The 21,622-nt window shown below is 70.6% G+C and carries 20 protein-coding genes; 7 read left to right on the top strand and 13 right to left on the bottom strand.

Annotated elements, in window-relative coordinates; all coding sequences use genetic code 11:
- Positions 1-132 precede the first annotated feature (132 nt).
- Both EJ357_RS29950 and EJ357_RS29945 read right to left on the bottom strand, forming a co-directional pair.
- Positions 133-2,268 carry an MMPL family transporter gene (locus EJ357_RS29950; RefSeq protein WP_126394743.1) on the bottom strand — a complete coding sequence of 712 codons (2,136 nt, stop codon included), beginning with the start codon at positions 2,266-2,268 and terminating at the stop codon, positions 133-135.
- Entirely contained in the window at positions 2,268-4,004 is a 1,737-nt protein-coding gene (locus tag EJ357_RS29945; protein WP_126394741.1) for an MFS transporter, read from the bottom strand. Before EJ357_RS29945 ends, EJ357_RS29950 begins: the two co-directional genes overlap by 1 nt.
- Before the next feature lie 114 nt (positions 4,005-4,118).
- Between EJ357_RS29945 and EJ357_RS29940 the strand changes: the two genes are divergently transcribed.
- On the top strand, positions 4,119-4,916 hold the full coding sequence (locus EJ357_RS29940; protein ID WP_126400241.1) for a TetR/AcrR family transcriptional regulator: 798 nt from the start codon (positions 4,119-4,121) through the stop codon (positions 4,914-4,916).
- On the opposite strand, the gene EJ357_RS29935 is transcribed toward EJ357_RS29940, so the two are convergent.
- The 10 genes from EJ357_RS29935 to EJ357_RS29890 all read right to left on the bottom strand — a co-directional run bounded on the left by EJ357_RS29935 (position 4,882) and on the right by EJ357_RS29890 (position 13,856).
- Complete coding sequence (locus EJ357_RS29935; RefSeq protein ID WP_126394739.1) at positions 4,882-5,223, bottom strand: antibiotic biosynthesis monooxygenase; 342 nt, start codon at positions 5,221-5,223, stop codon at positions 4,882-4,884. The two genes, EJ357_RS29940 and EJ357_RS29935, sit on opposite strands and share 35 nt — an antisense overlap.
- Complete coding sequence (locus tag EJ357_RS29930) at positions 5,216-6,361, bottom strand: acyl-CoA dehydrogenase family protein (protein WP_126394738.1); 1,146 nt, start codon at positions 6,359-6,361, stop codon at positions 5,216-5,218. Before EJ357_RS29930 ends, EJ357_RS29935 begins: the two co-directional genes overlap by 8 nt.
- Positions 6,358-7,242 (bottom strand): NmrA/HSCARG family protein, encoded by an 885-nt coding sequence (locus tag EJ357_RS29925; RefSeq protein WP_126394736.1) that lies wholly within the window; start codon positions 7,240-7,242, stop codon positions 6,358-6,360. The genes EJ357_RS29930 and EJ357_RS29925 overlap by 4 nt, the downstream gene beginning before the upstream one ends.
- A 38-nt stretch (positions 7,243-7,280) precedes the next feature.
- On the bottom strand, positions 7,281-8,114 hold the full coding sequence (locus EJ357_RS29920) for a DUF6081 family protein (protein WP_126394735.1): 834 nt from the start codon (positions 8,112-8,114) through the stop codon (positions 7,281-7,283).
- A gap of 99 nt (positions 8,115-8,213) precedes the next feature.
- Positions 8,214-8,609: a PPOX class F420-dependent oxidoreductase gene (locus EJ357_RS29915; RefSeq protein WP_126394733.1), complete on the bottom strand. Its 396-nt coding sequence runs from the start codon at positions 8,607-8,609 to the stop codon at positions 8,214-8,216.
- A 1-nt stretch (position 8,610) separates the two neighbouring features.
- Positions 8,611-10,212, bottom strand: a complete 1,602-nt coding sequence (locus tag EJ357_RS29910; RefSeq protein ID WP_126394732.1) for an MFS transporter — start codon at positions 10,210-10,212, stop codon at positions 8,611-8,613.
- Positions 10,209-11,129 carry an NADP-dependent oxidoreductase gene (locus EJ357_RS29905; protein WP_126394730.1) on the bottom strand — a complete coding sequence of 307 codons (921 nt, stop codon included), beginning with the start codon at positions 11,127-11,129 and terminating at the stop codon, positions 10,209-10,211. Before EJ357_RS29905 ends, EJ357_RS29910 begins: the two co-directional genes overlap by 4 nt.
- Positions 11,130-11,159: 30 nt before the next feature.
- Entirely contained in the window at positions 11,160-11,798 is a 639-nt protein-coding gene (locus EJ357_RS29900) for a hypothetical protein (protein WP_126394729.1), read from the bottom strand.
- Between the two features lie 148 nt (positions 11,799-11,946).
- The gene (locus EJ357_RS29895) at positions 11,947-12,933 is read right to left on the bottom strand and encodes a quinone oxidoreductase family protein (RefSeq protein WP_228472649.1); all 987 of its coding nucleotides are present in this window, start codon (positions 12,931-12,933) and stop codon (positions 11,947-11,949) included.
- Entirely contained in the window at positions 12,933-13,856 is a 924-nt protein-coding gene (locus tag EJ357_RS29890; protein ID WP_126394725.1) for a 3-hydroxyacyl-CoA dehydrogenase NAD-binding domain-containing protein, read from the bottom strand. Before EJ357_RS29890 ends, EJ357_RS29895 begins: the two co-directional genes overlap by 1 nt.
- Positions 13,857-13,929: 73 nt before the next feature.
- On the opposite strand from EJ357_RS29890, the gene EJ357_RS29885 reads away from it, so the two are divergent.
- Positions 13,930-14,370, top strand: a complete 441-nt coding sequence (locus EJ357_RS29885) for a nuclear transport factor 2 family protein (RefSeq protein WP_126394724.1) — start codon at positions 13,930-13,932, stop codon at positions 14,368-14,370.
- A 79-nt stretch (positions 14,371-14,449) separates the two neighbouring features.
- Here EJ357_RS29885 and EJ357_RS29880 read toward each other — a convergent pair whose 3' ends face one another.
- Positions 14,450-15,889 carry an ATP-binding protein gene (locus EJ357_RS29880; protein ID WP_126394722.1) on the bottom strand — a complete coding sequence of 480 codons (1,440 nt, stop codon included), beginning with the start codon at positions 15,887-15,889 and terminating at the stop codon, positions 14,450-14,452.
- A 332-nt stretch (positions 15,890-16,221) separates the two neighbouring features.
- Here EJ357_RS29880 and EJ357_RS29875 point away from each other — a divergent pair, with 332 nt between their 5' ends.
- From EJ357_RS29875 to EJ357_RS29855, 5 genes are all read left to right on the top strand, one after another.
- Positions 16,222-17,055 (top strand): alpha/beta fold hydrolase, encoded by an 834-nt coding sequence (locus EJ357_RS29875; protein WP_126394720.1) that lies wholly within the window; start codon positions 16,222-16,224, stop codon positions 17,053-17,055.
- Positions 17,056-17,074: 19 nt separating this feature from the next.
- On the top strand, positions 17,075-17,980 hold the full coding sequence (locus EJ357_RS29870) for an alpha/beta fold hydrolase (protein WP_126394719.1): 906 nt from the start codon (positions 17,075-17,077) through the stop codon (positions 17,978-17,980).
- A complete protein-coding gene (locus EJ357_RS29865; protein WP_126394717.1) occupies positions 17,977-19,569 on the top strand; it encodes an FAD-dependent oxidoreductase in 1,593 nt (530 codons plus the stop codon). Before EJ357_RS29870 ends, EJ357_RS29865 begins: the two co-directional genes overlap by 4 nt.
- Positions 19,566-20,891, top strand: coding sequence for an amidohydrolase family protein (locus tag EJ357_RS29860; RefSeq protein WP_126394715.1), 1,326 nt, complete (start codon positions 19,566-19,568; stop codon positions 20,889-20,891). The genes EJ357_RS29865 and EJ357_RS29860 overlap by 4 nt, the downstream gene beginning before the upstream one ends.
- Positions 20,892-21,018: 127 nt before the next feature.
- The gene (locus EJ357_RS29855; RefSeq protein WP_228472648.1) at positions 21,019-21,573 is read left to right on the top strand and encodes a TetR/AcrR family transcriptional regulator C-terminal domain-containing protein; all 555 of its coding nucleotides are present in this window, start codon (positions 21,019-21,021) and stop codon (positions 21,571-21,573) included.
- Positions 21,574-21,622: the final 49 nt, after the last annotated feature.

Raw genomic sequence — 21,622 nt, 5'->3', positions numbered from 1 at the left:
TCCGTTTTCTTAGGGGCGACGATAACAGGCCTACTTGACGCACTTCAACGTGGTTGTTGTCACAAAAGATCAATTATTTGTCCAAATATAAATCAGCGCAGCAAGCTGCGCTGATTCACATTTACCGTTTTCTTACCGAGAAACAGGAGCCGGTGCCTCCGAATTCACGGAATCGGAAATTCCTGCTCCGGCTGATTCCTCGGGGACGTCCGCGCGCCGGGAGAGCGCGTGCGGCCACCACATCCACCGGCCGACATCGAGGGTGAGCGCGGTGACCAGGACCGAGCGCACGATCATGGTGTCGAGCAGGATGCCCACCGCCACCGTGAAGCCGAGCTCGGCGATGAAGACCAGCGGCAGCGTGGCCAGGGCGGCGAAGGTGCCGGCCAGCACCAGACCGGCCGCGGTGATCACGCCACCGGTCGAGGTGAGGCCCTTGAGCGCACCCTGCCGGGTACCGAGCCGGTTGCTCTCCTCCCTGATCCGGGTGACGAGGAAGATGTTGTAGTCGACGCCCAGGGCGACCAGGAAGACGAACACCCAGAGCGGGAAGGCGGAATCGGCCCCCGCGAAGTCGAAGACGTGGTTGAAGAAGAAGGCGGCGAGGCCGAGCGCCGTGAAGAAGGACAGCACCACGCTCGCGATCAGCAGCAGCGGGGCCACCAGTGCCCGCAGCAGCAGCGCGAGGATGCAGAACACCACGGCGAGGATCACCGGGATGATCAGTCCGCGGTCGCGGCTGGACGCCTCGCGCATGTCGTGGACGACGGCGCTGCTGCCGCCCACCATGGCCTCAGCCCCGTCCAGCTTGCCGAGCGCCTCGCGGGCCGCGGTGACCGCGTCCATCGCCGCCGGACTGTCGGCTCCGGCGCCGAGCGTCGCCTCGACATAGGCCAGCCCGTCCTTGACCTCGGGCTTCGCGACCTCGGTGACACCGGGCACCGTCTCCAGCGCGGCGCTCACCTCGGACGCCGAGGACTCCTTGGCGATGACGACCATCGGCTCGCCGGAACCGGCCGGGAAGTGCCGGGCGAGGATCTCCTCGCCCACCACCGACTCCGGCTTGGTCTTGAAACCGTCCTTCTGCTGCAGCCCGTCGGCGTTCAGGGTGACGGCCAGCACGGCCACCGCCCCCAGCACCACGCTGGTCGTGATCCAGACCGCCCGCGGGCGGCCGGAGACCAGCCGGGCGACCCGCGTCCACACGCCACGGGTGACGTCGGGCTCCGTACCGTGCTTCGGCCGGGCCGGCCAGAAGATCCAGCGTCCGAAGATCACCAGCAGGGCGGGCAGCAGCGTCATCATCGACAGCAGGCCGACCAGCACACCGACGGCGCAGACCGGGCCGAGGCCCTTGGTGGAGTTCAGCGCGGCCAGCAGCAGGACGAGCATGCTGACGGCGACGGTGGCGGCGCTGGCCACGATGGCCGGACCCGCACGGTGCAGCGCCACGGCCATGGCCTCGTGCCGGTCCTCGTGCCGCCGCAGCTCCTCCCGGTAACGGGCGACGAGCAGCAGGGCGTAGTCGGTGGCCGCGCCGAGCACCAGCACCGTGAGGATCATCGCCGTCTGGGCGTTGACCGTGAGTCCCGCGTTCTTGGCCAGCAGGTAGATGATGGCCTGCGAGATGACCAGGGACATGCCCGCGGCGATCATCGGCAGCAGCCAGAGCAGCGGACTGCGGTAGGTGACGACGAGGATCGTCACGACGATCAGGAGGGTGACCAGGGTGAGCTTGAAGTCGGCGCTGCTGAAGGACTCCGCGGAGTCGGCGGCATAGCCGGTCGGGCCCGTCACATGGACGCCGAGTCCGTCGGGCGCGTTGGGCTGCGCGGTCGCCCGCAGATCCTTCGTGGCCGCGTTGAGTCCCTCCCAGCCCTCCTTGCCGAGGTGGACGTTGACCACGGTGCGCAGCGCCTTGCCGTCGTCCGAGCGCACCGGGCCGAACGGCTCGCCCACCACGTTGGTGCCGTCCGCGAACTCCGCGGCGTCGGCCCGGGCCTTCTCCTCGTCGGCGGCCGTGATCCCGGAGGGGCGGTCGTAGACGACGATGGCCGGGCTGGTGTCGGCGGGCTGGAACTTCTCGGAGAGCTCCAGCACTTCGGTCGATTCCGCGTTGCCGGGCAGCCAGGCGGCGGCGTCGTTGGACTCGACGTCACCGAGCTTTCCGGCCAGCGGCTGGAGCACGATCAGCAGACCGATCCAGGCCACGAGCACCAGCCACTTGAGCCGGCGGCCGCCGGGCCAGGCCAGCAGTTTGCGTGTCATCAGAAACCCTCTTCCTCACGGGGCTTGCGCGGCAGCCCGAAGGCCAGCGCGAAGGAGACCGCCAGCAGTCCGATCACGACCCAGAGCGTGCGGACCATCGCGGTGCTGAAGTTCTCGGTGTGGGCCGTCTGCCAGGCCCGAGCCGTGGCCTCGGCCACCTCCGGCCGGGCCTGCTGGATGTTCTGGCAGCTCTCGGGTGTCCGTTCGGAGTCCTTCTGGCTCGCCGACTCCCGCAGGCACTCCCGCAGGTCGGCGAGCAGCCGGTCCTGCTCGGCCGGGGTCGCCCCGGCGGCGGTGAGTTCGGCGCGGGTGCGGCTCTCGCCGTCGGCGACGCTCGCCGTGGCCTGGGAGCCGAGCAGCCCGAAGAACAGCGTCGCGAGCACCGCGACGCCGACCGCGAAGCCGAGCTGCTGGACCGCGGTGAGGATCCCGGAGGCGGTGCCGGCCTCCTGCTTGTCGACGTCGGCCAGGGCGATGTCGAAGAGCAGACCGATCATGATGCCCATACCGAGCCCGGCCACGGCGATGCCCGGGACGAGCTCCCAGCTGGTCAGCCCGCCGGCCTGGTCGCCGATCGTCAGCAGCATGATCAGTACGCCGAGTGCCAGCACCGCGAGCCCGCCGTGCAGGGCCTTGCGGCCGAACTTCGCTCCCAGCACCGCACCGGTCAGGATCGCGCCGACGACCAGGAACACCGACCAGGGCGTCATCGTCAGCGCCGCCCGGGTCGGGCTGAAGCCCAGGCCGATCTGCAGATGCAGACCGAGCAGCAGCGACATTCCGGAGATACCGGTGAAGAACACCAGCGCCACCGCCAGCCCCGCGGCGTAGCGGGACCTGCGCAGCAGGCTGAGCTCGATCAGCGTGGCACCGCCGCGCTTCTCCTGCCGCAGTTCGTAGGCGACGAAGGCGGCGAGCACGACCGCTCCGGCCACCATCAGCACGAACGTCCAGGCGGGCCAGCCGCGTTCGCGCCCCTGTACGAGCGGGAAGATCAGCAGGGTCAGCCCGAGCGTCACCAGCAGCATGCCGACGACGTCGAACTTCGGCCGCACGGGCGCCCTGCCCTCGGGCAGCAGCAGCACCGCACCGATGATCACGGCTGCCCCGATCGGCAGGTTGATCAGGAAGACGGACCGCCAGCCGCTGCCGAACAGATCGGCGTCGACCAGGAAGCCGGCGACGATCGGGCCGAGCACGGCACCCAGGCCGATGGCGGGCCCGAACGCGCCGAACGCCGCCGCGGTCTCCTTGGGCGGGAACATCTGCTTGATGAGGCCGAGCCCCTGCGGAATCATCAGCGCGCCCAGCCCGCCCTGCAGGAAGCGCGCGGCGATGAGCATCTCGGGACTGCCCGCCACCGCGCACAGCACGGAGGCCAGGGTGAACCCGACGGCGCCGACGACGAACATGCGCTTGCGGCCGTAGATGTCGCCCAGCCTGCCGCCGACCACGAGCAGGACGGCGAAGGCAAGGGTGTAGCCGACGGTGATCCACTGGATGACGCTGAGGCTGCCGCCCAGATCGGCGCGGACCGCGGGCGCGGCCACGTTCATGACCGTGCCGTCGAGCAGGTCCATGATCTCGGCGCCGAGGATCACGCCCAGCGCTGCCCAGCGGCGCGCGTAGGGCGGGGGCTCGGCCGTGGCCGTGTCCGGCCCTGGATCCGCCTCCGACACCAGCGCCGTCGCAGGCGCCGCGGTCCTTTCCGGCTCGTCTGCTTCAACGGAACTCATGGCATCCCCCGAGGTCCTCGACTATAGGTCCACGAACGACCACCGTTCTATAGTGGAACGGTGGTCGTGTCAAGAAACGGTGGCCCGCCGATGCCATACGATGAGGTCTGCCACCTGCTCCGAAGCGAAGGAAGGAGGCCCATGCCCGAGGAGATCCCCGTACCTCCGTGGCGCCGGCCGAAGAAGGCGCCGCCGCGCATGCCCCTGTCCCAGGACCGGATCGTCGACACGGCGCTCGGCATCCTGGACGCCGAGGGACTCGACGCGCTGAGCATGCGGCGGCTCGCGCAGGAGCTGAAGACCGGGCACGCCTCGCTGTACGCGCACGTGGGGAACCGGGACGAGCTGCTCGACCTCGTCTTCGACCTCGTACTGACCGAGGTGGAGATCCCGGATCCGGAGCCGGGCCGCTGGGCGGAGCAGGTCAAGGAGATGTGCCGGTCGCTGCGGAGGGTGTTCCTGGCCCACCGGGACGTGGCGCGCATCGCGATCGACCGGGTCCCGCTCGGCCCCAACGGGATCATGGGGATGGAGCGCACCCTGAACCTGCTGCGCGCGGGGGGCCTGCGGGACGAACTCGCCGCCTACGGGGGCGATCTGCTGTCGACCTTCGTCACGGCGGAGGCACTGGAACAGTCGTCCCGGAATTCCGGCGCGGAGCAGAACCAGGAGCAGGCCGGCATGTTCGCCGACCAGCTCCATGGCTATCTGAAGTCGCTGCCGCCCGCCCAGTTCCCGAACCTGGTCCACCTGGCCGGCCCGATCACCTCGCTCGACTCCGACCGCCGGTTCGAGCTCGGACTCGAGATCATCATCGCCGGCCTGGTGGCCGGAGCCGGCGAGGGTGCGGACGACGGTGACGGTGCGGACGACCGTGTCAGGACGGCAGGATCGACCCCTGCGGGGTCATGAAGACGGCCTTCGGCGGTCCCTCCAGACCGGGCAGAGAGCTCAGCGCCTCCCGCAGCTTCGCCGAGCGCGGGTCGGCGCTGAAGTTCTCCCGGTAGGCCTGTTCGCTCTCCCACTGGGCGTAGTTGACGACCGCGGTGCCGTCCGTGCTCGCGTGATACGTGGCCGACAGAAAGCCGGGCACCTCACGGATCCACTCCTGCACCCCGCCCGTGGCCAGCTCCACCAGCTTGTGCTGGGTGGCGGGGCCGTCCACCGGGAAGGTGACGACGGCGACAAAGCCCACCCGGGGATCGTTCACTTCAGCCATCGGTGCTCCTCCTCAGCAGCTCTCCGGCATACAACGTCGCTCCCGGCCCGAACTGCAGCCCGATGTGGCTCGCGGCCGCGTGCACATCGCGCCAGAAGCGCTGGAGCGGACTGTCCTCCGTCTGTGCCCGGGTGCCCGCGGAGGCGAACAGCCGGTCGGTCGCGGCGGTCAGCAGCTCGGCCGCCAGGGCGCAGTCCCGCGCCCCACGGCCGACGAGTTCGCCCGTCACCCCGCCGGCGTCGGCGACCGCGGCGACCCGCTCAAGGAGCAGCTGGGCCGCGTCGATCTCGCCGGTGGCCCGGGCCAGCGTGTGCTCGTACAGCACACGGTCCTGGGAGGAGACGGCGTTCTGCCCGGTCGGCCCCGCCAGCTTCGCGGCGATCCACGAGGTCCACACGGCCGCGGCGCCGCGGGCCGCGCCGAGCATCGGCAGGGCGAAGGCGAGCCCGTTGACCGCCCGCATGGGCACGGTGTGGCAGATCGCCTCGGCACCCGGACCGAGGCCGGCCGCGATGGCCGCACGGGTACAGGCCCGCGCGTCCGGCACGAACACCCCGTCGAGCACCAGGGTGTTGCTGCCCGTTCCACGCATGCCCATCGGGTACCAGCTGTCGACGATCCCGTACGCCTGCCGCGGCACCGCGAAGAACCACGGCTCCTGCCCCGCCATGGCGCACACCAGCGCCCAGTCGGAGTGGTCGACGACGCTGACGAACGGCCAGGTGCCCGAGACATGCCAGCCGCCCGCCGTCCGCTCGGCGCGGCCGAGCGGCATCAGGGCGCCGACGATCAGGGCGTCGGGGCCGGCGGCCCACAGCTCGGCCTGGCCCTCGTCCGGCAGATAGGCGGCCATCCGGCCGAGGCTCGCCGTGAGCGACGCGTACCAGGCGGTCGACGAGCAGGCCTCGCCCAGCACCGCGACCGGCTCGACGAGCTCGGCGAAGGTCGCGGCCCTGCCGCCGTGCGCCACCGGAACGAAGTGGGCGGCGAAACCGGCCTGCAGGACCGCGCGGACGACATCGGGGCTCAGCCGGCGCTGCTGCTCGGCGTCGGCCGCCCGCTTCCCGGCCAGCTCGGCGATCCGGCCGGCCCCGGCCGCCAGAGGGGGGCGCTCCTGGGTCATCGCGTCCCCGCTCACGCCGGGTCCATCGGGGCCCAGCCGGTCTTGGCCAGCCACTGGTCGAGGGTGAGCATCTGCGGGAAACGAGCGCGCAGCGTGGGGATGTCGGCGTGATAGCCGATCCCGTTGAGCCAGGTGTACGAGATCGCCTGCCATTCGAAGCCCGTGCGGTGCAGCTCCGGTATCGGCACCGAGACGAAGCGGGCGGGCAGCCCGGTGTGCCGGCCGAACGCGTCCGCGATCTGCTCGCCGGTCAGCTCGTCCCCAGCCAGCTCGATCTTGGCGCCGCCGAAGGTCTCGGGGTCGTCGAAGGCGTCGGCCGCGAAGTACCCGATGTCGGGGCCGCTGATCATCTGCAGGGTGTTGGTCGGCCCGAGCCCCCGCCGGAAGGTCAGTACGCCGTCCTCCATGACGAGGGGCGACATGTCGTGGTTCAGGTTCTCCATGAAGTACGACGGCCGCAGGAAGGTGAAGTTGAGCTCGTTCTCCTGGATCCGCTGCTCGATCGCGAGCTTGGACAGCCTCCAGTTCACGCCCTCCGGCCGCTCCGCCCCGCCGACCGAGCTGTGCACGTAGTGCTGGATGCCGAGGTCGCGGGCGGCGTCGGCGCAGATCTTGCCCTGCCGCTCCTCGCCCTCCACGCCCGCCGGTGTCATCGGCGTCTGGATGCTGAACACCCCGTAGGCGCCCTTCATGGCCGCGCGCACCGACTCGGCGTCCTCGAGGTCGCCGGTGTGCAGGCTCGCGCCCAGCTCCCGCAGCTCCTTGGCCTTGGGCGCGCCCGGGTCGCGGACGAAGGCCCGGACGGTCCAGCCGCGTTCCAGCAGGTACCGGGCCGCGGAGCCGCCTTGCTTGCCGGTGGCGCCGAGGACCAGTACGGGCTTGTTCTCATCGGGCATGGCTGTGCCTTTCGTTGGTCGTCGTCACGAGTCGGTCGTCACGCGGCGCGGGAACCGACGGGCGAGGTGGACACCGAGAGATGGCGGGCCGACAGCCGCACCCCTTGGCCGAAGTAGCGCTCCAGGAAGAGCCCGAGGCCGAAGCTGAGTCCGCGCGGCCGTACGAGTTCCTCACGGCCGCCGTTGTCCCGCCGGAGCCAGCGCGCGTCCAGCGAGCGCAAGCCGATCCGGTCCACGGACAGCACCTCCTGCCCGTCGGCCGTCCAGTGGACGGTGCCGGCCGCGGCGTCGTAACCGACCTGGAGCCGGTGGAGCGTGCCGGGGGTGCGGTCCGCTACCGGGACGCAGTAGGTGAAGGACGCGAAGTCGGCGTCCGGCTGCAGCGCGAGGCGCTCGTAGACCGCGTAGAGCCGACTGTGCGTGAGAAAGAAGTCGAAGATGATGCCGGTCTCGAGATCGACCGAGATCAGACCGCCCGCGGCGAGCCGGGCGTCCGCGGTCGGCTCGGCCACGTCGTCGTACGGATGGGAGCGCAGGCCGAAGCCGCGCAGTCCCACCTCGGCCGTGACCGAGAGCAGTTCACCCGGCACCGCGGTGAACCCGCCGCGCGCCGAGGCGGTGCCGCCGGTGGTGAAGGCACCCCAGCGCAGATGGAGCGGGGCGCCGTCCGGCCCCGGCTTCGGCTCGGTGAACGCCGGCCGCCGGGTCCGGGCGTGGGCGGCGCTCGGCACGACCACCAGGCCGTTCGGCCCGCCACGGACCACCCCGTCTCCTTCGGGGAGACCGTCGACCGGGCGCAGCCGCCATGGCGCGCCCGGTCCCTCGGTCACCAGTCCCCCGGTGAAATCCTCATGGAAGATTTCTGTGCTCATCCGGCCCTCCCCGTGGTGTGCCCGTCCTACGGGCTCCACCCTGGCAAGAGGGCATCGAGCTCCACTCGAAGCGGAGTCGAAGGGGCCTGGGCCCCGTTGTCAGACGTTCCGGCCGCGCTGTGCGCTGTCGTCGCCGAGGCCCCAGGTGATGATGCGCTTGGGGTGGATACGGATCATCGCGGTGCCGAAGTACGGGTGCGGCGGCTGGGCGTCGGTCAGTGCCTCGGCCCGGCCGCGCACTTCGATACCGCGTACGTTCCACGGCTGCGTGGAGAGCAGATCGTCGACGACGAAGGCGACCTGGTCGTTCTTGCCGACGTTGCGGAACTTCTTGCTGGCCGTCAGATTGTGTCCGCCGATGTCGATCGTGCCGGTCTCGGTGTTGATCGTGAACGAGACGGGGTTGACCTGGGGCTGGCCGTCGGCCGCCACGGTGGCCAGCCGGCCGAGGTTCTGGGAGGCGTAGTACTCGAGCTCGTCAGGAGTGAAAGGCATGTCAGCTTCCTTGGGCCTTGGTGTGTTCGGAATGCTCGCGGCCGGGCACGGGGCCCGCCGCGGGCTTCGGAGTCGTGACGGTGGAGGGCAGCCAGCGGAGCACGGCGAGGGCGCCCACGAGGGCCGCCGCGGCGGCCGCCCCGGCGGCCAGATGCATGGCGTCCAGGAACGCCTGCCGTGCGGGACCGACAAGTCCGCTCTCCCCCAGCCGGGTCGCAGCCAGCAGCGTGGCGTCCAGGGACTCGCCGGCCTCGTGCCGCACGGACGGCGGCAGTACGGCGAGCTCGTCCTCGATACCGCTGCGGTAGGCGGCGCCCATGAGGGAGCCGAGCACCGCGACGCCCAGGGCGCCGCCCAGCTGGCGCACGGTGTTGTTCATCGCGGAGGCCACGCCCGCCTTCTCGCGTGGGATCGCGTTCATGATGGACACGGCTGCGGTCGGCATGACGCAGGCTACGCCTGCCCCCAGTGCGGCGAACAAGACGAGGATCAGCCAGAGCGGAGCGTGCTGGGTCACGAAGACGACTCCGGAGAGTGCGGCGGTCACGGCCAGCATGCCCGCCGCGCACACGTTCCGCGGGCCGATCGAGCGCACCAGTACCGTGCTGAGGGGTCCGCAGACCACGTTCGCGACGGCCAGCGCCACCGTGCAACTCCCGGCCTGCAGCGGGGTGTAGCCGCGCACGCTCTGCAGGTAGAAGGCGCTGAAGAAGAGGAAGCCCATCATCGCGAAGCTGACGAAGCCGACGGCCGCGACAGCGGTGGAGAAGGCCTTCAGCCGGAAGAAGCCGAGCTCCAGCGAGGGTTCCGCGGTACGACGCTCGTGCCACAGGAACACGCCGAGCAGGCCGAGGCCGGCCAGGCCCGTTCCCCAGACCGTGGGCTGGGTGACCCCGCCGGTCCGGCCCGCCTCGATGATGCCGTAGACGAGCAGCACGAGACCGGCGATGGAGAGCAGCAGCCCGCCCGCGTCGACGCGCTTGCCCGCGAGGCCCCGCGTCTCGGGCACCACCAGCACCACCGCGACCAGACAGACCGCCACGATCGGCACGTTGATCAGGAAGACCGAGCCCCACCAGAAGTGCGCGAGCAGCAGTCCGCCGGTGACGGGCCCGATACCGAGGGCGAAGCCGACCGAAGCCGCCCAGATCCCGAGGGCCTTGGGGCGCTCCCGCATCGGGAAGACGGCGGCGATGGTGGCGAGCGTGCTCGGCAGGACCGCCGCGCCGCTCACCCCCATGCAGGCGCGGGCGGCGATGAGCTGCTCCGGCGATCCGGCGTAGGCCCCGGCCAGGGACGAGAGCCCGAACAGGGCGAGGCCCAGCAGGAGTACGCGCCTGCGGCCCAGCCGGTCGCCGAGCACACCCCAGGTGAACAGCATCGCCGCGAACGCCAGGGTGTAGGCGCTGAGCACCCATTCGACCTGGCTGTGCGAGGCGCCGAGGCCCTCTTCCGGGTCGGTGAGGGTGCGCAGCGTCACGTTGAGCACGGTGTTGTCGAGGATGATGCTCACCAGGCTGAGGACCAGCACCGCGAGAACGGCCCAGCGCCGCGGATGTCCCTCGTGCGCCGGGCCGCCCGGTCGACCAGGGCCCGGTGTCACAGGTCCGGCACCAGGACGAGCTTCCCGCGCACATGGCCCTGCTCCAGCCTGTGGTGGGCCTCGGCCGCCTTGGCGAACGGGAGGACGGCCTCGACGTGCGGCCGCAGCCGGCCCTCCGCGCAGAGCGCGGCCAGCGCGGCGAGCCGCTCGGCGGAGCGCACCACCTGCGGCATGAGGATGCCCTCCTGGGCGGCGGCGCGGAAGTTGGCGATGGTGGCGATCCGGCCCCGGTCCGCGACGAGTTCGAGCGACACGGCGAGCGCCTCCGGTCCGCCGTGGCAGTCGAGGGCAGCGTCCACGCCGTCCGGGGCCAGGGCGCGCACCCGGTCGGCGAAGCCCGGGCCGTAGGCGACGGGCAGCGCGCCCAGCGAGCGCAGGAACTCGTGGTTGTGCTCGCCGGCGCTGCCGATCGCCGTGCCGCCCCGCTCGCGGACGAGCTGGACGGCGAGGCTGCCGACGCCGCCGGCCGCGGCGTGCACGAGCACGGTGTCTCCCTGGCCGACGCGCAGTGCGTCCAGGGCGATGTCCGCGGTCTGCCCGACGGCCGAGAGCGACCCGGCGACCTCCCAGGACAGCTCCGGCGGCTTGGCGGTGATCTGGTCCGCGCCGACGGCGAGCAGCTCGGTGCCGGACTGCATGACGGCGAACCCGAGCACCTCGTCGCCGGGCGCGAACCCGGTCACCTCCGGTCCGGTCCGCTCGACGACCCCGGCGAACTCGTTGCCGATGATCTGCGGGAACTCGACCGGATAACGCCCCCGCATGCCGCCGGACCGCACCCGGCAGTCGAATCCGTTGACCCCGACGGCCCGCACCCGGACCGTCACCTGGCCCGGCCCTGGCACCGGCTCGGGGACATCGACGAGGCCCAGTACGTCCGGCCCGCCGAACTGGTGGATGGCTACGGCCTTAGGCATGCGTTCTCCACTTTCGCTTGACGGTGCTTGTTACTTCTTGACCTGCGTGCTGGCCAGGACGGTCTGGGGCTTCGCCGGGTCCGGGAAGCACTCGAACGGGCCCCACTCGTCGAGGGTCGGCTGGTAGCGGTACCAGTAGAAGCCCGGCTCCTCGTAACTCGAGCCGCCCGGGCCGAAGTTGAGCGTACCCGTGGCCTTGGGCGCCTTGTAGGTGACCTTGAGCGTCGGCAGGTCGAACTCGACGCCGCCCTCGAACGGGCCGGACGCGCTGACGATGATGTCCCCGCCCTTGACCTCGGCCTTGAGAGCGGAGTCGCCGAGGCCGCTGCCTCCGGTGAGCTTCACCTTCTTGACCTTCGCGCCCTCCGGGATCCGGTAGGCGACCCGCACGTCCTTGACGATCTTGTTGTAGTCGGCGAACGCGGTGATCGGCGCCGGGTCGTACGTGGCCTGGAACTGCTTGTTCGCCCGGACGGAGGCGGGCACGGTGACATCGAATCCGCGCTTGTAGTCATAGACCGGGTGCGTGTTGCCCTGCACCCAGGTGCGGCACTCGTACGGCACGTCCACGTTCGCGGCGTGCGCGCTGGTGCCCAGGCTCATGATTCCGCCCAGGGCGAGGGCGGACGCGGTGGTCAGACGTATCACCTGTTGACGCTTCGAGGTCATGGAAGGTTCTCCTTCGGATTCTTGGAAAAACGAACTCGGAATGGATGGCCGAAGAAAGGCCGTGGAAAGGCAGGGGAAAGGCCGGGACCGGTCAGGGAAGGACCGAAAGGCCAGGGAAAGGCCAGGGACCGGTCGGGGAATGAGGCCGTCAGGGAATGAGGACGACCCGGCCCAGCTGGGCCCTGGCCTCGACGATGGTGTGGGCCTCGGCGGCCCGCTCCAGGGGCAGCCGGGCGTGCACGGCGGACTTCACCTGTCCGTCGACCAGCAGCCGGGTGAGTTCGGCGACACCCGCCTCGTACTCGTGCGGGCGGCCGATCCGCCAGGCCGACAGCGCGAAGCCGGTGACGTACTTGATGCCGATGAGGGCCATCACCGACACCCGCGGGATCTCCAACTCGCCGCCGGACGAGCCGTAGAACACCAGGCGGCCGCCCGGGGCGAGCAGGTCGATGCCCTGGTGCAGGACCTCGGCGCCGACGCCGTCCAGGATCAGGTCGGGCCCGCGGCCCCCGGTGAGTTCCCGGACCTCGTCGGCCCAGTCCGGGGAGCGGTGGTCCACGACGGCGTCGGCGCCCGTCGTGCGGGCGAACTCGCGTTTGTCGGCCGCGCCCGCGGTGCCGATGACCTGGCCGGCCCCGGCCGCCCGGGCGAGCTGGACCGCGATATGGCCGACCCCGCCGGCCGCCGCGTGCACCAGCACCGTCTCGCCCTTGCGCAGTTGGCCGGTCCGCAGGATGCCGAGGGCGATCAGCCCGGTGCCCGGGAGGACCGCGGCCTCGGCGGCGTCCAGCTCCTCGGGTACGGGTACGACGGTGACGGCGTCGACGACGACCTGCTCGGCGTAGGCGCCGTAGAGGGTGAAGGCGCCGACCCGGTCACCGGGGCGCAGGCCCGTGACGTCGGGGCCCACCGCGGTGATCCTGCCGACCACGTCGCCGCCGAGGACGACGGGGAAGACGGGCCGCCACATCGGCGCGGGGAAGACCTCGCGCCGCATCTGGGTCTGCGCGTGGCCGACGCTGACGGCCTCGACGGCGATTCTCACCTGGCCGGGGCCGGGCTCGGGAACGGGGCGCTCGGCGACGTACAGCACGTCGGGATCCCCGTACCGGTCGAACTGGACGGCACGCATCACTTCTTCTCCTCCTGGGGCTGCTCGGTCCGCCCCAGGGCGGCCAGTACGGCGTGGTGCCGGTCGTCACGGTCGCGGACCAGCTCGGCATAGGTGCGGTGGCCGTAGGCGGCTTCGGTCTGTTCGACCACGGTCTCGACGGCCTGTGGGGTGAGGGCGGGCTGTCCGAGCCCGCGCCAGCCCTGCTCGAGGCCGCTGCCGAGGTGCTCGAGCCATTTGCGCAGGCCGCCCGGACCGCCGCCCAGGTGGAACGCGTGGAACGGTCCGATCGTGGACCAGCGCAGCCCGATCGAGTCGGTGACGATCCGGTCGAGCTCCTCGACGGTCACGACGCCTTCGAGGACGAGGTGGATGCTCTCGCGCAGCAGCGCGGACTGCAGCCGGTTGGCGGCGAAGCCGGGCAGCGCCCTGCGCAGCACGACCGGGGTCCGCCCGACCGACTCCAGGAAGGCCACCGCCCTTTCGACGGCCTCGGGATCGGTGCGCTCCCCGCCGAGCACCTCGACCAGCGGCACGATGTGCGGCGGGTTGAAGGGATGGGCGACGACCAGCCGGCCCGGTCCGGGCATGTCCCGGCTCAGGTCGTCGGGGAGCAGTTTCGACGTCGAGGACAGTACGAGGGCGTGGTCCGGGGCGGCCTCGCCGATCTCGGCGAACAGCCGCTGCTTGAGGGGCAGGTCGTCGGGGGCGTTCTCGGAGACGAGGTCCGCCCCGGCCACCGCCCGGCCGACGTCCGGCTCGTACTCGATTCGCTCAGCCAGCTCGTCCGCCCGGCCCGGGGAGAACAGTTCGAGCCCCTCGCGCACGATGCGCCGGGCGTCAGGCCTGCGGCTGTTGACCCGTACGGTCAGCCCGTGGGCGCTGAACAGGTTGATCCATCCCAGGCCGATCGTGCCCGCCCCGATCACTGTCACGGTGCTCATGGCGACGAGGCTGGCAGGGCCAACTCGAACCCGGCTCGAGCGGACTTCGAGGCCACGGGGCGACCGTGGCCGCATGACCATCACCGCGCTTCCCACCGGCCTGTACGCCGAGGTCCTGTCGTTCTACGGCCACCAGATGCAGAAGCTGGACGGCCGCGACTTCGCCGGCTACGCCGCGACCTTCACCGAGGACGGCGAGTTCAAGCACTCCCCCTCGCTGCCCGCCGCCCATACCCGTGCCGGGATCCTCGCCGTCCTGGAGGACTTCCACCGCAAGTTCGACGCCAAGAAGATCCAGCGCCGACACTGGTTCAACCACGTGGCGCTGAGCCAGGCGCCCGACGGATCGCTCACGGCGACGAGCTACTGCCTGGTCCTCACCGTCCACGCCGACGTCAAGGAGCCCGAGTTCGGGCCGAGTTGCGTCGTGCACGACGTCCTGGTCCGCGGCGAGGACGGCGAGCTGCTCCTGCGCTCCCGCAACGTCAGCCACGACCACGTCTTTCCCGCCTGACCGGCACCCGCGCGAGGCCGGAAGGGGTCAGCCACTGCCGACCCGGCCCCTTCCGACCCACCTGCATGCGATCCGGCGGCTATCGGGGCTGCCAGGCCCGTACGAGGTCCTCCGGTCCCCAGTGCGCGGTCAGTGGCAGATCATCGGCCACCCCGCAGCGGGAGACCGCGACCAGCGGAGTGTCCGGGGCGGTACCGGGGACGGCGAGCATGTCGCGCACCAGGGCGTCGTACTCATGCCGCCCGAAGGGCCGGCTCTCCAGCCACTTGACCGACCCGACGAAGTGCACCTTCCCGGCCACCGGCTCACGGTCCGTGCCGACGAGGTCGATCTCGGGGTTGTTCTGACGGTTCCACCAGCCGCCGACGGCCTCGGTCCCGGGCCACCCGGCGTCGGGCAGCAGACGCAGCAGGGACTCGCGGACCAGCGGCTCGACCGCGCGCCCGCGCCACGTGGTCCATGACCGCTCGATACGTTCCAGCGCCAGGTCACCGCGGCCACGCTCGATGAGGGGGATCGAGCGCGCCAGGAAGGCCAGCCAGAACCGCAGATACGGGTCGGCGATCCGGTAGCGCTTGTTCTTGCTGTCCGGCTTGACGGACAGAGGGAGATCAGCGGCCAGGACGCGCTTGGCCTGCAGCACGGCCAGCAGCGGGGAGAGCGTGCCGGACGGCAGCGCGCCGGCGCCGCCGGCCTGGGCCGCGATCGCGCTGAACGTGCGCTCACCGCTGCCGACCGCCTCCAGTACGGCCCGGGAGTGCGAAGCCTCGGGGAACTCGCCCAGCAGGGACAGCTCGCCGGCCACCAGCAGCGGCGAGAGCGGACTGGCGACCGAAGCCCGAAGGAAGTCCGTACGGCCCATACCCGGCCGCCATGACTGCACGATCTCGGGGAACCCACCGGTGATCAACTGGGCGTCGACGGCCCCGGCGGCATCGAGCGCGGTCATGGCCTGCACGTCGGCCAGGTTCAGGGGACGGACGGTCATTGTCGCCGCCCGGCCGAAGAACGGGCGCCCGTAGGACTGCAGCGCCTCCATCACCGACGTGTCGCTGCCGACCAGCAGCACAAGCACGGGCTTGGCGGACAGATGACGGTCCCAGACGGTCTGGAGCGCGCCCTCGAACTCCGGATCCTGCTCGACCAGCCAGGGCACCTCGTCGATCACCGCGATGCTGGGTGAGTCATCGGGCACCGCGAGCGCCAGCGAACGCAGGGCCTGGTTCCAGTCCTGAGCCTGGAGACCGGCGACCAGCTCGGCCCCCGGCAGCGGCGACTGCGCGAGGGTCGCGGCGAAGTCGGCGCGCTCCGTCACAGGGTTACGCCCCCGGGTGGCCTGGAACACCACGTACGGCGCCCCCGAGCGGTCGCAGAACTCCTGGACCAGCCGCGACTTCCCCACCCGTCGCCGACCCGTCATGATCACGGCCCGCCCCCGCGTGGCCCCGGCACCCTCTGCCACGGTCCGGTACTGCTCGGCCAGCAGTTCAAGATCTCCGGCCCGGCCTTGGAACTCCACGGCACACCCCCAGGGTGATTAACGTAGACAGAGTCTTACGTAGATTGAATCTTACTTCACCTCAGTCGGCCGTTCTCGGGCACCCAGACAAAGATCAAGGGCCCGACCCCGAAGAGCCGGACCCATCTGACCTGCATATTCGCCAGGACACCGACGCGGCGTCCGGTCATCCGCTCAGACGTTGAAGCGGGATTCCACGACAAGGCTCTGACCTGCGGAAACGCAGGCGCATCCCACCAACTGATCCATCCCCTCACCCAAGACCACCGTGGCCGTAACACGCGGGGGCTTCCTCTTGACACGTCCACCATATCGGTAACAGTGTAGCCATTATGAGTACCTGGTCTGAGCCCCAGCCCGATTCCCGGTTCGTCGAGGTGGACGGCCTGCGGATCCACTACAAGCGTGCTGGGCACGGCCCGGCACTCGTGCTGCTGCACGGCAGTGCCTCATCGCTGCAGCACTTCGACCGCGCGACGGATCTGCTGTCGGATTCGTTCGATGTCATCCGTCCCGACCTGCCGGCGTTCGGACTGACGGGCCCGCGCAAGGATCGCGACTACCGCGTTCCGGCGTACGCCGCGACGGTGGCGGGCTTCCTGGAGTCGCTGGGCGTGCCGCGCTACGCGTTGGCCGGCAATTCCCTGGGCGGCAACATCGCCTGGAACGTCGCGCTGGATCATCCGGAGCGGCTGACCGGCCTGGTTCTGGTCAACGCCACCGGCTACCCGGAGAAGACGGTGCCGGCGGGGATGCGCCTGACCCGCAACCCGCTGGTGCGGCCCCTGCTGAGGCGGGTGATGCCGCGCGGGGCCATCGAGCGCAGCCTGCGCGAGAGTGTCGGGCCGTATTCGCAGATCGTGGACGACTCCATGGTGGACCGCGCCTATCAGCTCATGAGCCGCCCCGGTAACCGCTCGGCCTTCGTCGACTTCTGCAACACCGACCAGCCGGACCGCAGCGCGCAGATCCCCCGCATCACGGTGCCGACGCTGGTGCTGCGCAGCGCGAGCATCGACGGCCAGCACTTCGCCCGCGACATCCCCGGCGCCCAGGAGCTCGTCCACCCCCACGGCGGACATCTGCTGCCGGAGGAGGAACCGGAGTGGGTCGCGGACGCGATCGCGAAGTTCCTCGGCTCCTGCGCCGACACCCCCGCGAACTGAGGGCAAGGAGGCCCGTTCCATGAAGTACTTCGTCGCCTCGGGCGAGGACCGCAAGCTCACCGCCGACTCGCGCAAGGCGCTGCGCGGCAGTTTCATCGAGCTGTCCGACGGCGTGACTCACTACGAGTTGACAGGGCCCGAGGACGGGGATGTGGTCCTGATGGCGGGCGGTCTGACCATCCCGCTGTTCTACTGGGATGGCCTCGTCAGCGAGCTGCACGCCCGCGGGCTGCGCACCCTGACCTGCAGCGCCTACGGCCGCGGCTACTCCGACCGGGTACAGGCGCGATACGACGAGACGCTGTTCACGCGGCAGCTGGCCGAGCTGACGGACCGGCTCGGCCTGACGGCGCGGCCCCTGCACCTGGTCGGCACCTCCATGGGCGCGCTGGTCGGCATGACGTACGCCGCCCAGTACCGCTCATCGGTGTCCACTCTCACCATCGTCGGACCGGCCGGTCTCGCGAAACCGCAGTTGACCTCCCCCCACCGGCTGCTGCGCAGTGATCTGCTGGCCGGACTGGTCGCCCGCCGCCGCGGCCTTCAGCTGCTCCAGGGGCACCTCGGGCACAACGTCCGCGACCCCGAGCTCGGCGCGAAACTGACCGAGATGGTCCTCGGCTCCCTCCGCTTCGAGGGCTCGCTGTACGCGGTCTTCGACACCCTGCAGCACCTGCCTCTCACCGGCCGTGAGGACCTCTTCCGGCGGACGGGGGCACTGGGCATTCCGACGCTGCTGCTGTGGGGCGACGAGGACGACGTCACGCCGCTGGCGCACTTCGACACAGCGCGCACTCTGCTGAAGCCTCGTAAACATCACGTAATTAACAAATGCGGGCATATGGCCCCGTTCGAACGGCCTTGCGACGTCGCCGATCAGCTCGTCTCGTTCGTGTCCGCACGCACCGAAAGGCTCGACTCATGAACAGGCCGCAGGCCATCGACGTACTGATCATCGGTGCCGGCCCATCTGGCTCCGCCTTGGCGATCGACCTCGTACGGCGCGGACTCGAGGTCCGGATCGTCGACAGGTCCCCCCACGCTTTCGACGGCTCGCGCGCCAAGGGCATCCAGCCCCGCAGCCTCGAAGTCCTCGAAGACCTCGGCGCTCTCGACGACGTGCTGGCCGGCGGCGACATCTATCCCAAGCTCGGGCTCCATGCAGGACCCATCGGTGTGCCGTGGAAGATGTTCCCCCACAAAGAGGCAACCCCGGACGTCCCGTACCCGAACACCTGGCTGATCCCGCAGTTCCGCACGGACCGCGCCCTGCACGCCCGGCTCGGTGAGCTCGGCCGCGAGGTCGAGTTCGGCAAGGAACTGACCGAGCTGACGCAGGACGAGGACACGGTGGTCGCCAAGGTGGTGAGCGCGGACGGGGTCGAGGAGATCGTCGCCCGCTATGCCGTGGGGGCCGACGGCGGCTCCAGTGCGGTGCGCAAGCAGCTCGACATCGGTTTCGTGGGGACGACGGACGAGTCCGACCGCATGCTGATCGTGGATGCCTCCGTGAGTGGCCTGGCCCGCAACCGGTGGCACATGTGGCCCGGCCTCGGCGGCAAGTTCATCGGCGCCTGCCCGCTCCCCGACAGCGACATGTTCCAGTGGATGATCCGGCTCACGCCCGATGAGAAGCCGCCCCAGGAGATCGGCGCCATCATCGACCGGATCCACTCCCACACCCGCAACCGGCACATCCAGCTGCACGCGATCCACTGGAAGTCCGTGTTCCGGCCCAACATCCGTCTTGCGGAGCACTACGGCCGCGGACGTGTCTTCCTCGTCGGCGACGCCGCGCATGTCCACACCCCGGCCGGTGCCCAGGGCCTGAACACCGGTATGCAGGACGGCTACAACCTCGGCTGGAAGCTCGGCCAGGTCCTCGCCGGAGCCGACCCGGCCCTGCTGAGCACCTACGAGGCCGAGCGGCAGCCGATCGCCGCCGGAGTCCTGGGCCTGTCCACGGAGAAGTGGGACGGCATCGCCAAGCTCGCCCCCTCCAGCATGAAGCGCGGCAAGGACGAGCAGCAGCTCTCCCTGACCTACTACGGCGGCCCCCTCGCCCCCGCCGACAGCGGCGGCACCGGCACGCTGCACGTGGGCGACCGCGCCCCGGACGCCCGACTACTCGGCGCCGACGGCGCCGAGACCCGCCTGTTCAACCTCTTCCAGGGACCGCACTTCACCGCCATCGCCTACGGCCCCGGCGCCGCCCGGGACCTCGAACTCCTCGACTGGCCGACGACGGGCGCCCAGATGAAGCGGCTGACCGTCGGATCGGCCGCGGGCGACGGCGGCGCCTTCTCCGACCCCAAGAACACGCTGCGGAGTGCCTACGGCCTGACCGGCGACACGCTGCTGCTGATCCGTCCCGACGGCTACATCGGACACATCGCCACTCGGGATTTCCTCACCACCACACAAGCCGCCGTGCGGGCAATGACGCCGCAGGCAAGGAGCCGCACCATGTCCCAGCCGAGCCACACCTCCCCCGGTTCGGGGGCCACTGAATGAGCTGCATACTGCTGCGCGGGGCGCAGGTCATCACGATGACGCCGGACCGGCCGGACGCCGAGCAGGTCGACATCCTCGTCGACGGCGAGACCATCGCGGCCGTTGGCGAAACCATCGAGGCGCCCGACGCCGAGGTCGTCGACTTCTCCGGCCGCATCGTCATCCCCGGCCTGGTCAATGCCCATCTGCACACCTGGCAGACCGCGCTGCGCTCCGTGGGCGCCGACTGGACGCTGATGGAGTACCTCACCCACCTGCACGGCGAGTGCGTCGGGCACTACACCCCGGCCGACATGCACATCAGCAATCTCGCCGGCGCCCTGAACCAGCTCAACTGCGGGACGACCACCCTCGGCGACTGGTGTCACAACGCCCTGTCGCCCGAACACGCCGACGCGGCCGTCGAGGGACTGGTCCAGGCCGGGATCCGCGCGGTCTTCCTGCACGGCACGCCCTACCGCTCGCCGGACACACCCCACCCGCTCGGCGAGATCGACCGGTTGCTCGACGGTCCCGTCCGCGACCACGGCCTCCTCACCCTGGGCATGGCACTCCAGGGGCCGCAGTACTCCACCGCCGAGACCGCGGTGGCCGACTTCCGGGCCGGCGCGGAACGCGGCCTCGTCGTCTCGATGCACCAGAGCGGCGGCGAACCCTCACCCGGCTGGGAGGCCGTGCGCAACGCCGGGCTGTTCAGCCCCCTGACCAACGTCGTGCACGGAGCCGAGCTGCCCGAGGACTGGCTGAAGACGCTGGTCGAGGCGGGCGTCACCTTCACCACCACCCCGGAGAACGAACTGGGCCAGGGACACGGCACACCCGTCACCGGACCCCTGCTGCGCCTGGACGCGGCACCCTCCCTGGGCACTGACATCGATACCGCCGTACCCGGCACGGTCCTCACCGCCGCCCGGATCGCCCTGGCCCACCAGCGCAGCCTGGACCACGCCCACCACCGGCAGACGACCGGCATGTACGCCAACACACCGTCTGTCACCAGCAAACAGGCGCTTGCCTGGGCCACGGTCGAAGGAGCGAAGGCACTGGGCCTGGCGGACAAGGTGGGCCGGATCGAGGCGGGCATGCAGGCCGACCTGGTCGCCGTCGACGCCCGGGCACTCAACCTGTGGCCGGCGCACGACCCCATCGCCACGGTCCTGCACGCCGACATCGCCAACATCGAAGCCGTGATGGTCGTCGGCACCTGGCGCAAACGCGATCACGTCCTGCTCGCCTCCGGCCTCGACGAGGTCAAGGACCAGCTACGCGAGTCCGGAAAACGGCTGCTGCGCAGCATCAGGCCCGCGGGCTCTCCCGGCTGACACACCGCAACGGCCCCCACGCATGAACCGCGCGCCGACGCGCACGACACCCCGTCCTCGTCGGCGCGATGGCCACGCGCCCTCAGCGCCGCACACCGCGGCCTCGTTCCCACAGCAAGAAGGTCCCGTGAGCAGCCCCATGCCGCCAACCGCGGGAATGCCCCGCGACGTTCTGCACCAGGAGCAGATCATCCAGGCGGCCATCGCCCTTCTGGACGAGGGCGGCATCGAGAGTCTGAGCATGCGAAGACTCGGCAGCCGTCTCGGCATCACCGCGGCGGCACTCTACTGGCACGTCAAGAGCAGACACGATCTGCTCCTGCTGGCCGCTGACACCGTCTGGGGGCGTACACCTCTCCCCGCTCTCGACGGCCTCGAATGGCGTCCGGTCCTCCTGGCCATGGCCGACAACCTGCGTTCGATGCTTCTCAGGCACCCCTGGACGCTGGCCGCCATGACCGTCCAGCCTCTTGACGGCCCGGCCAGAAACCGCCATGACGAGCACCTGCTCGCGGTCTGCGAGGCGTCCGGCCTCACCAGGCGGGACGCCGAGCAAGCCGCCCAGAGCGTCGTCACGTTCGCGATCGGCTCCGCCCTTGCGGCCACCCCTCGCCCGTATGTGTCCTTCGGACTGCAGTCGCTTCTCGACGGCGTCGAAGCCAGGCTTGCCGCCCGTACCTGACCCGACACAGCACAAGGGGCAGACGCTCAGCTAATGCGCCTGTCTCTGA

The sequence above is a fragment of the Streptomyces cyaneochromogenes genome, assembly GCF_003963535.1.
Classification (GTDB): domain Bacteria; phylum Actinomycetota; class Actinomycetes; order Streptomycetales; family Streptomycetaceae; genus Streptomyces; species Streptomyces shaanxiensis.
Note: the sequence above shows the minus strand (reverse complement) of the source record. Positions and strands in the feature narration are given on the sequence as shown.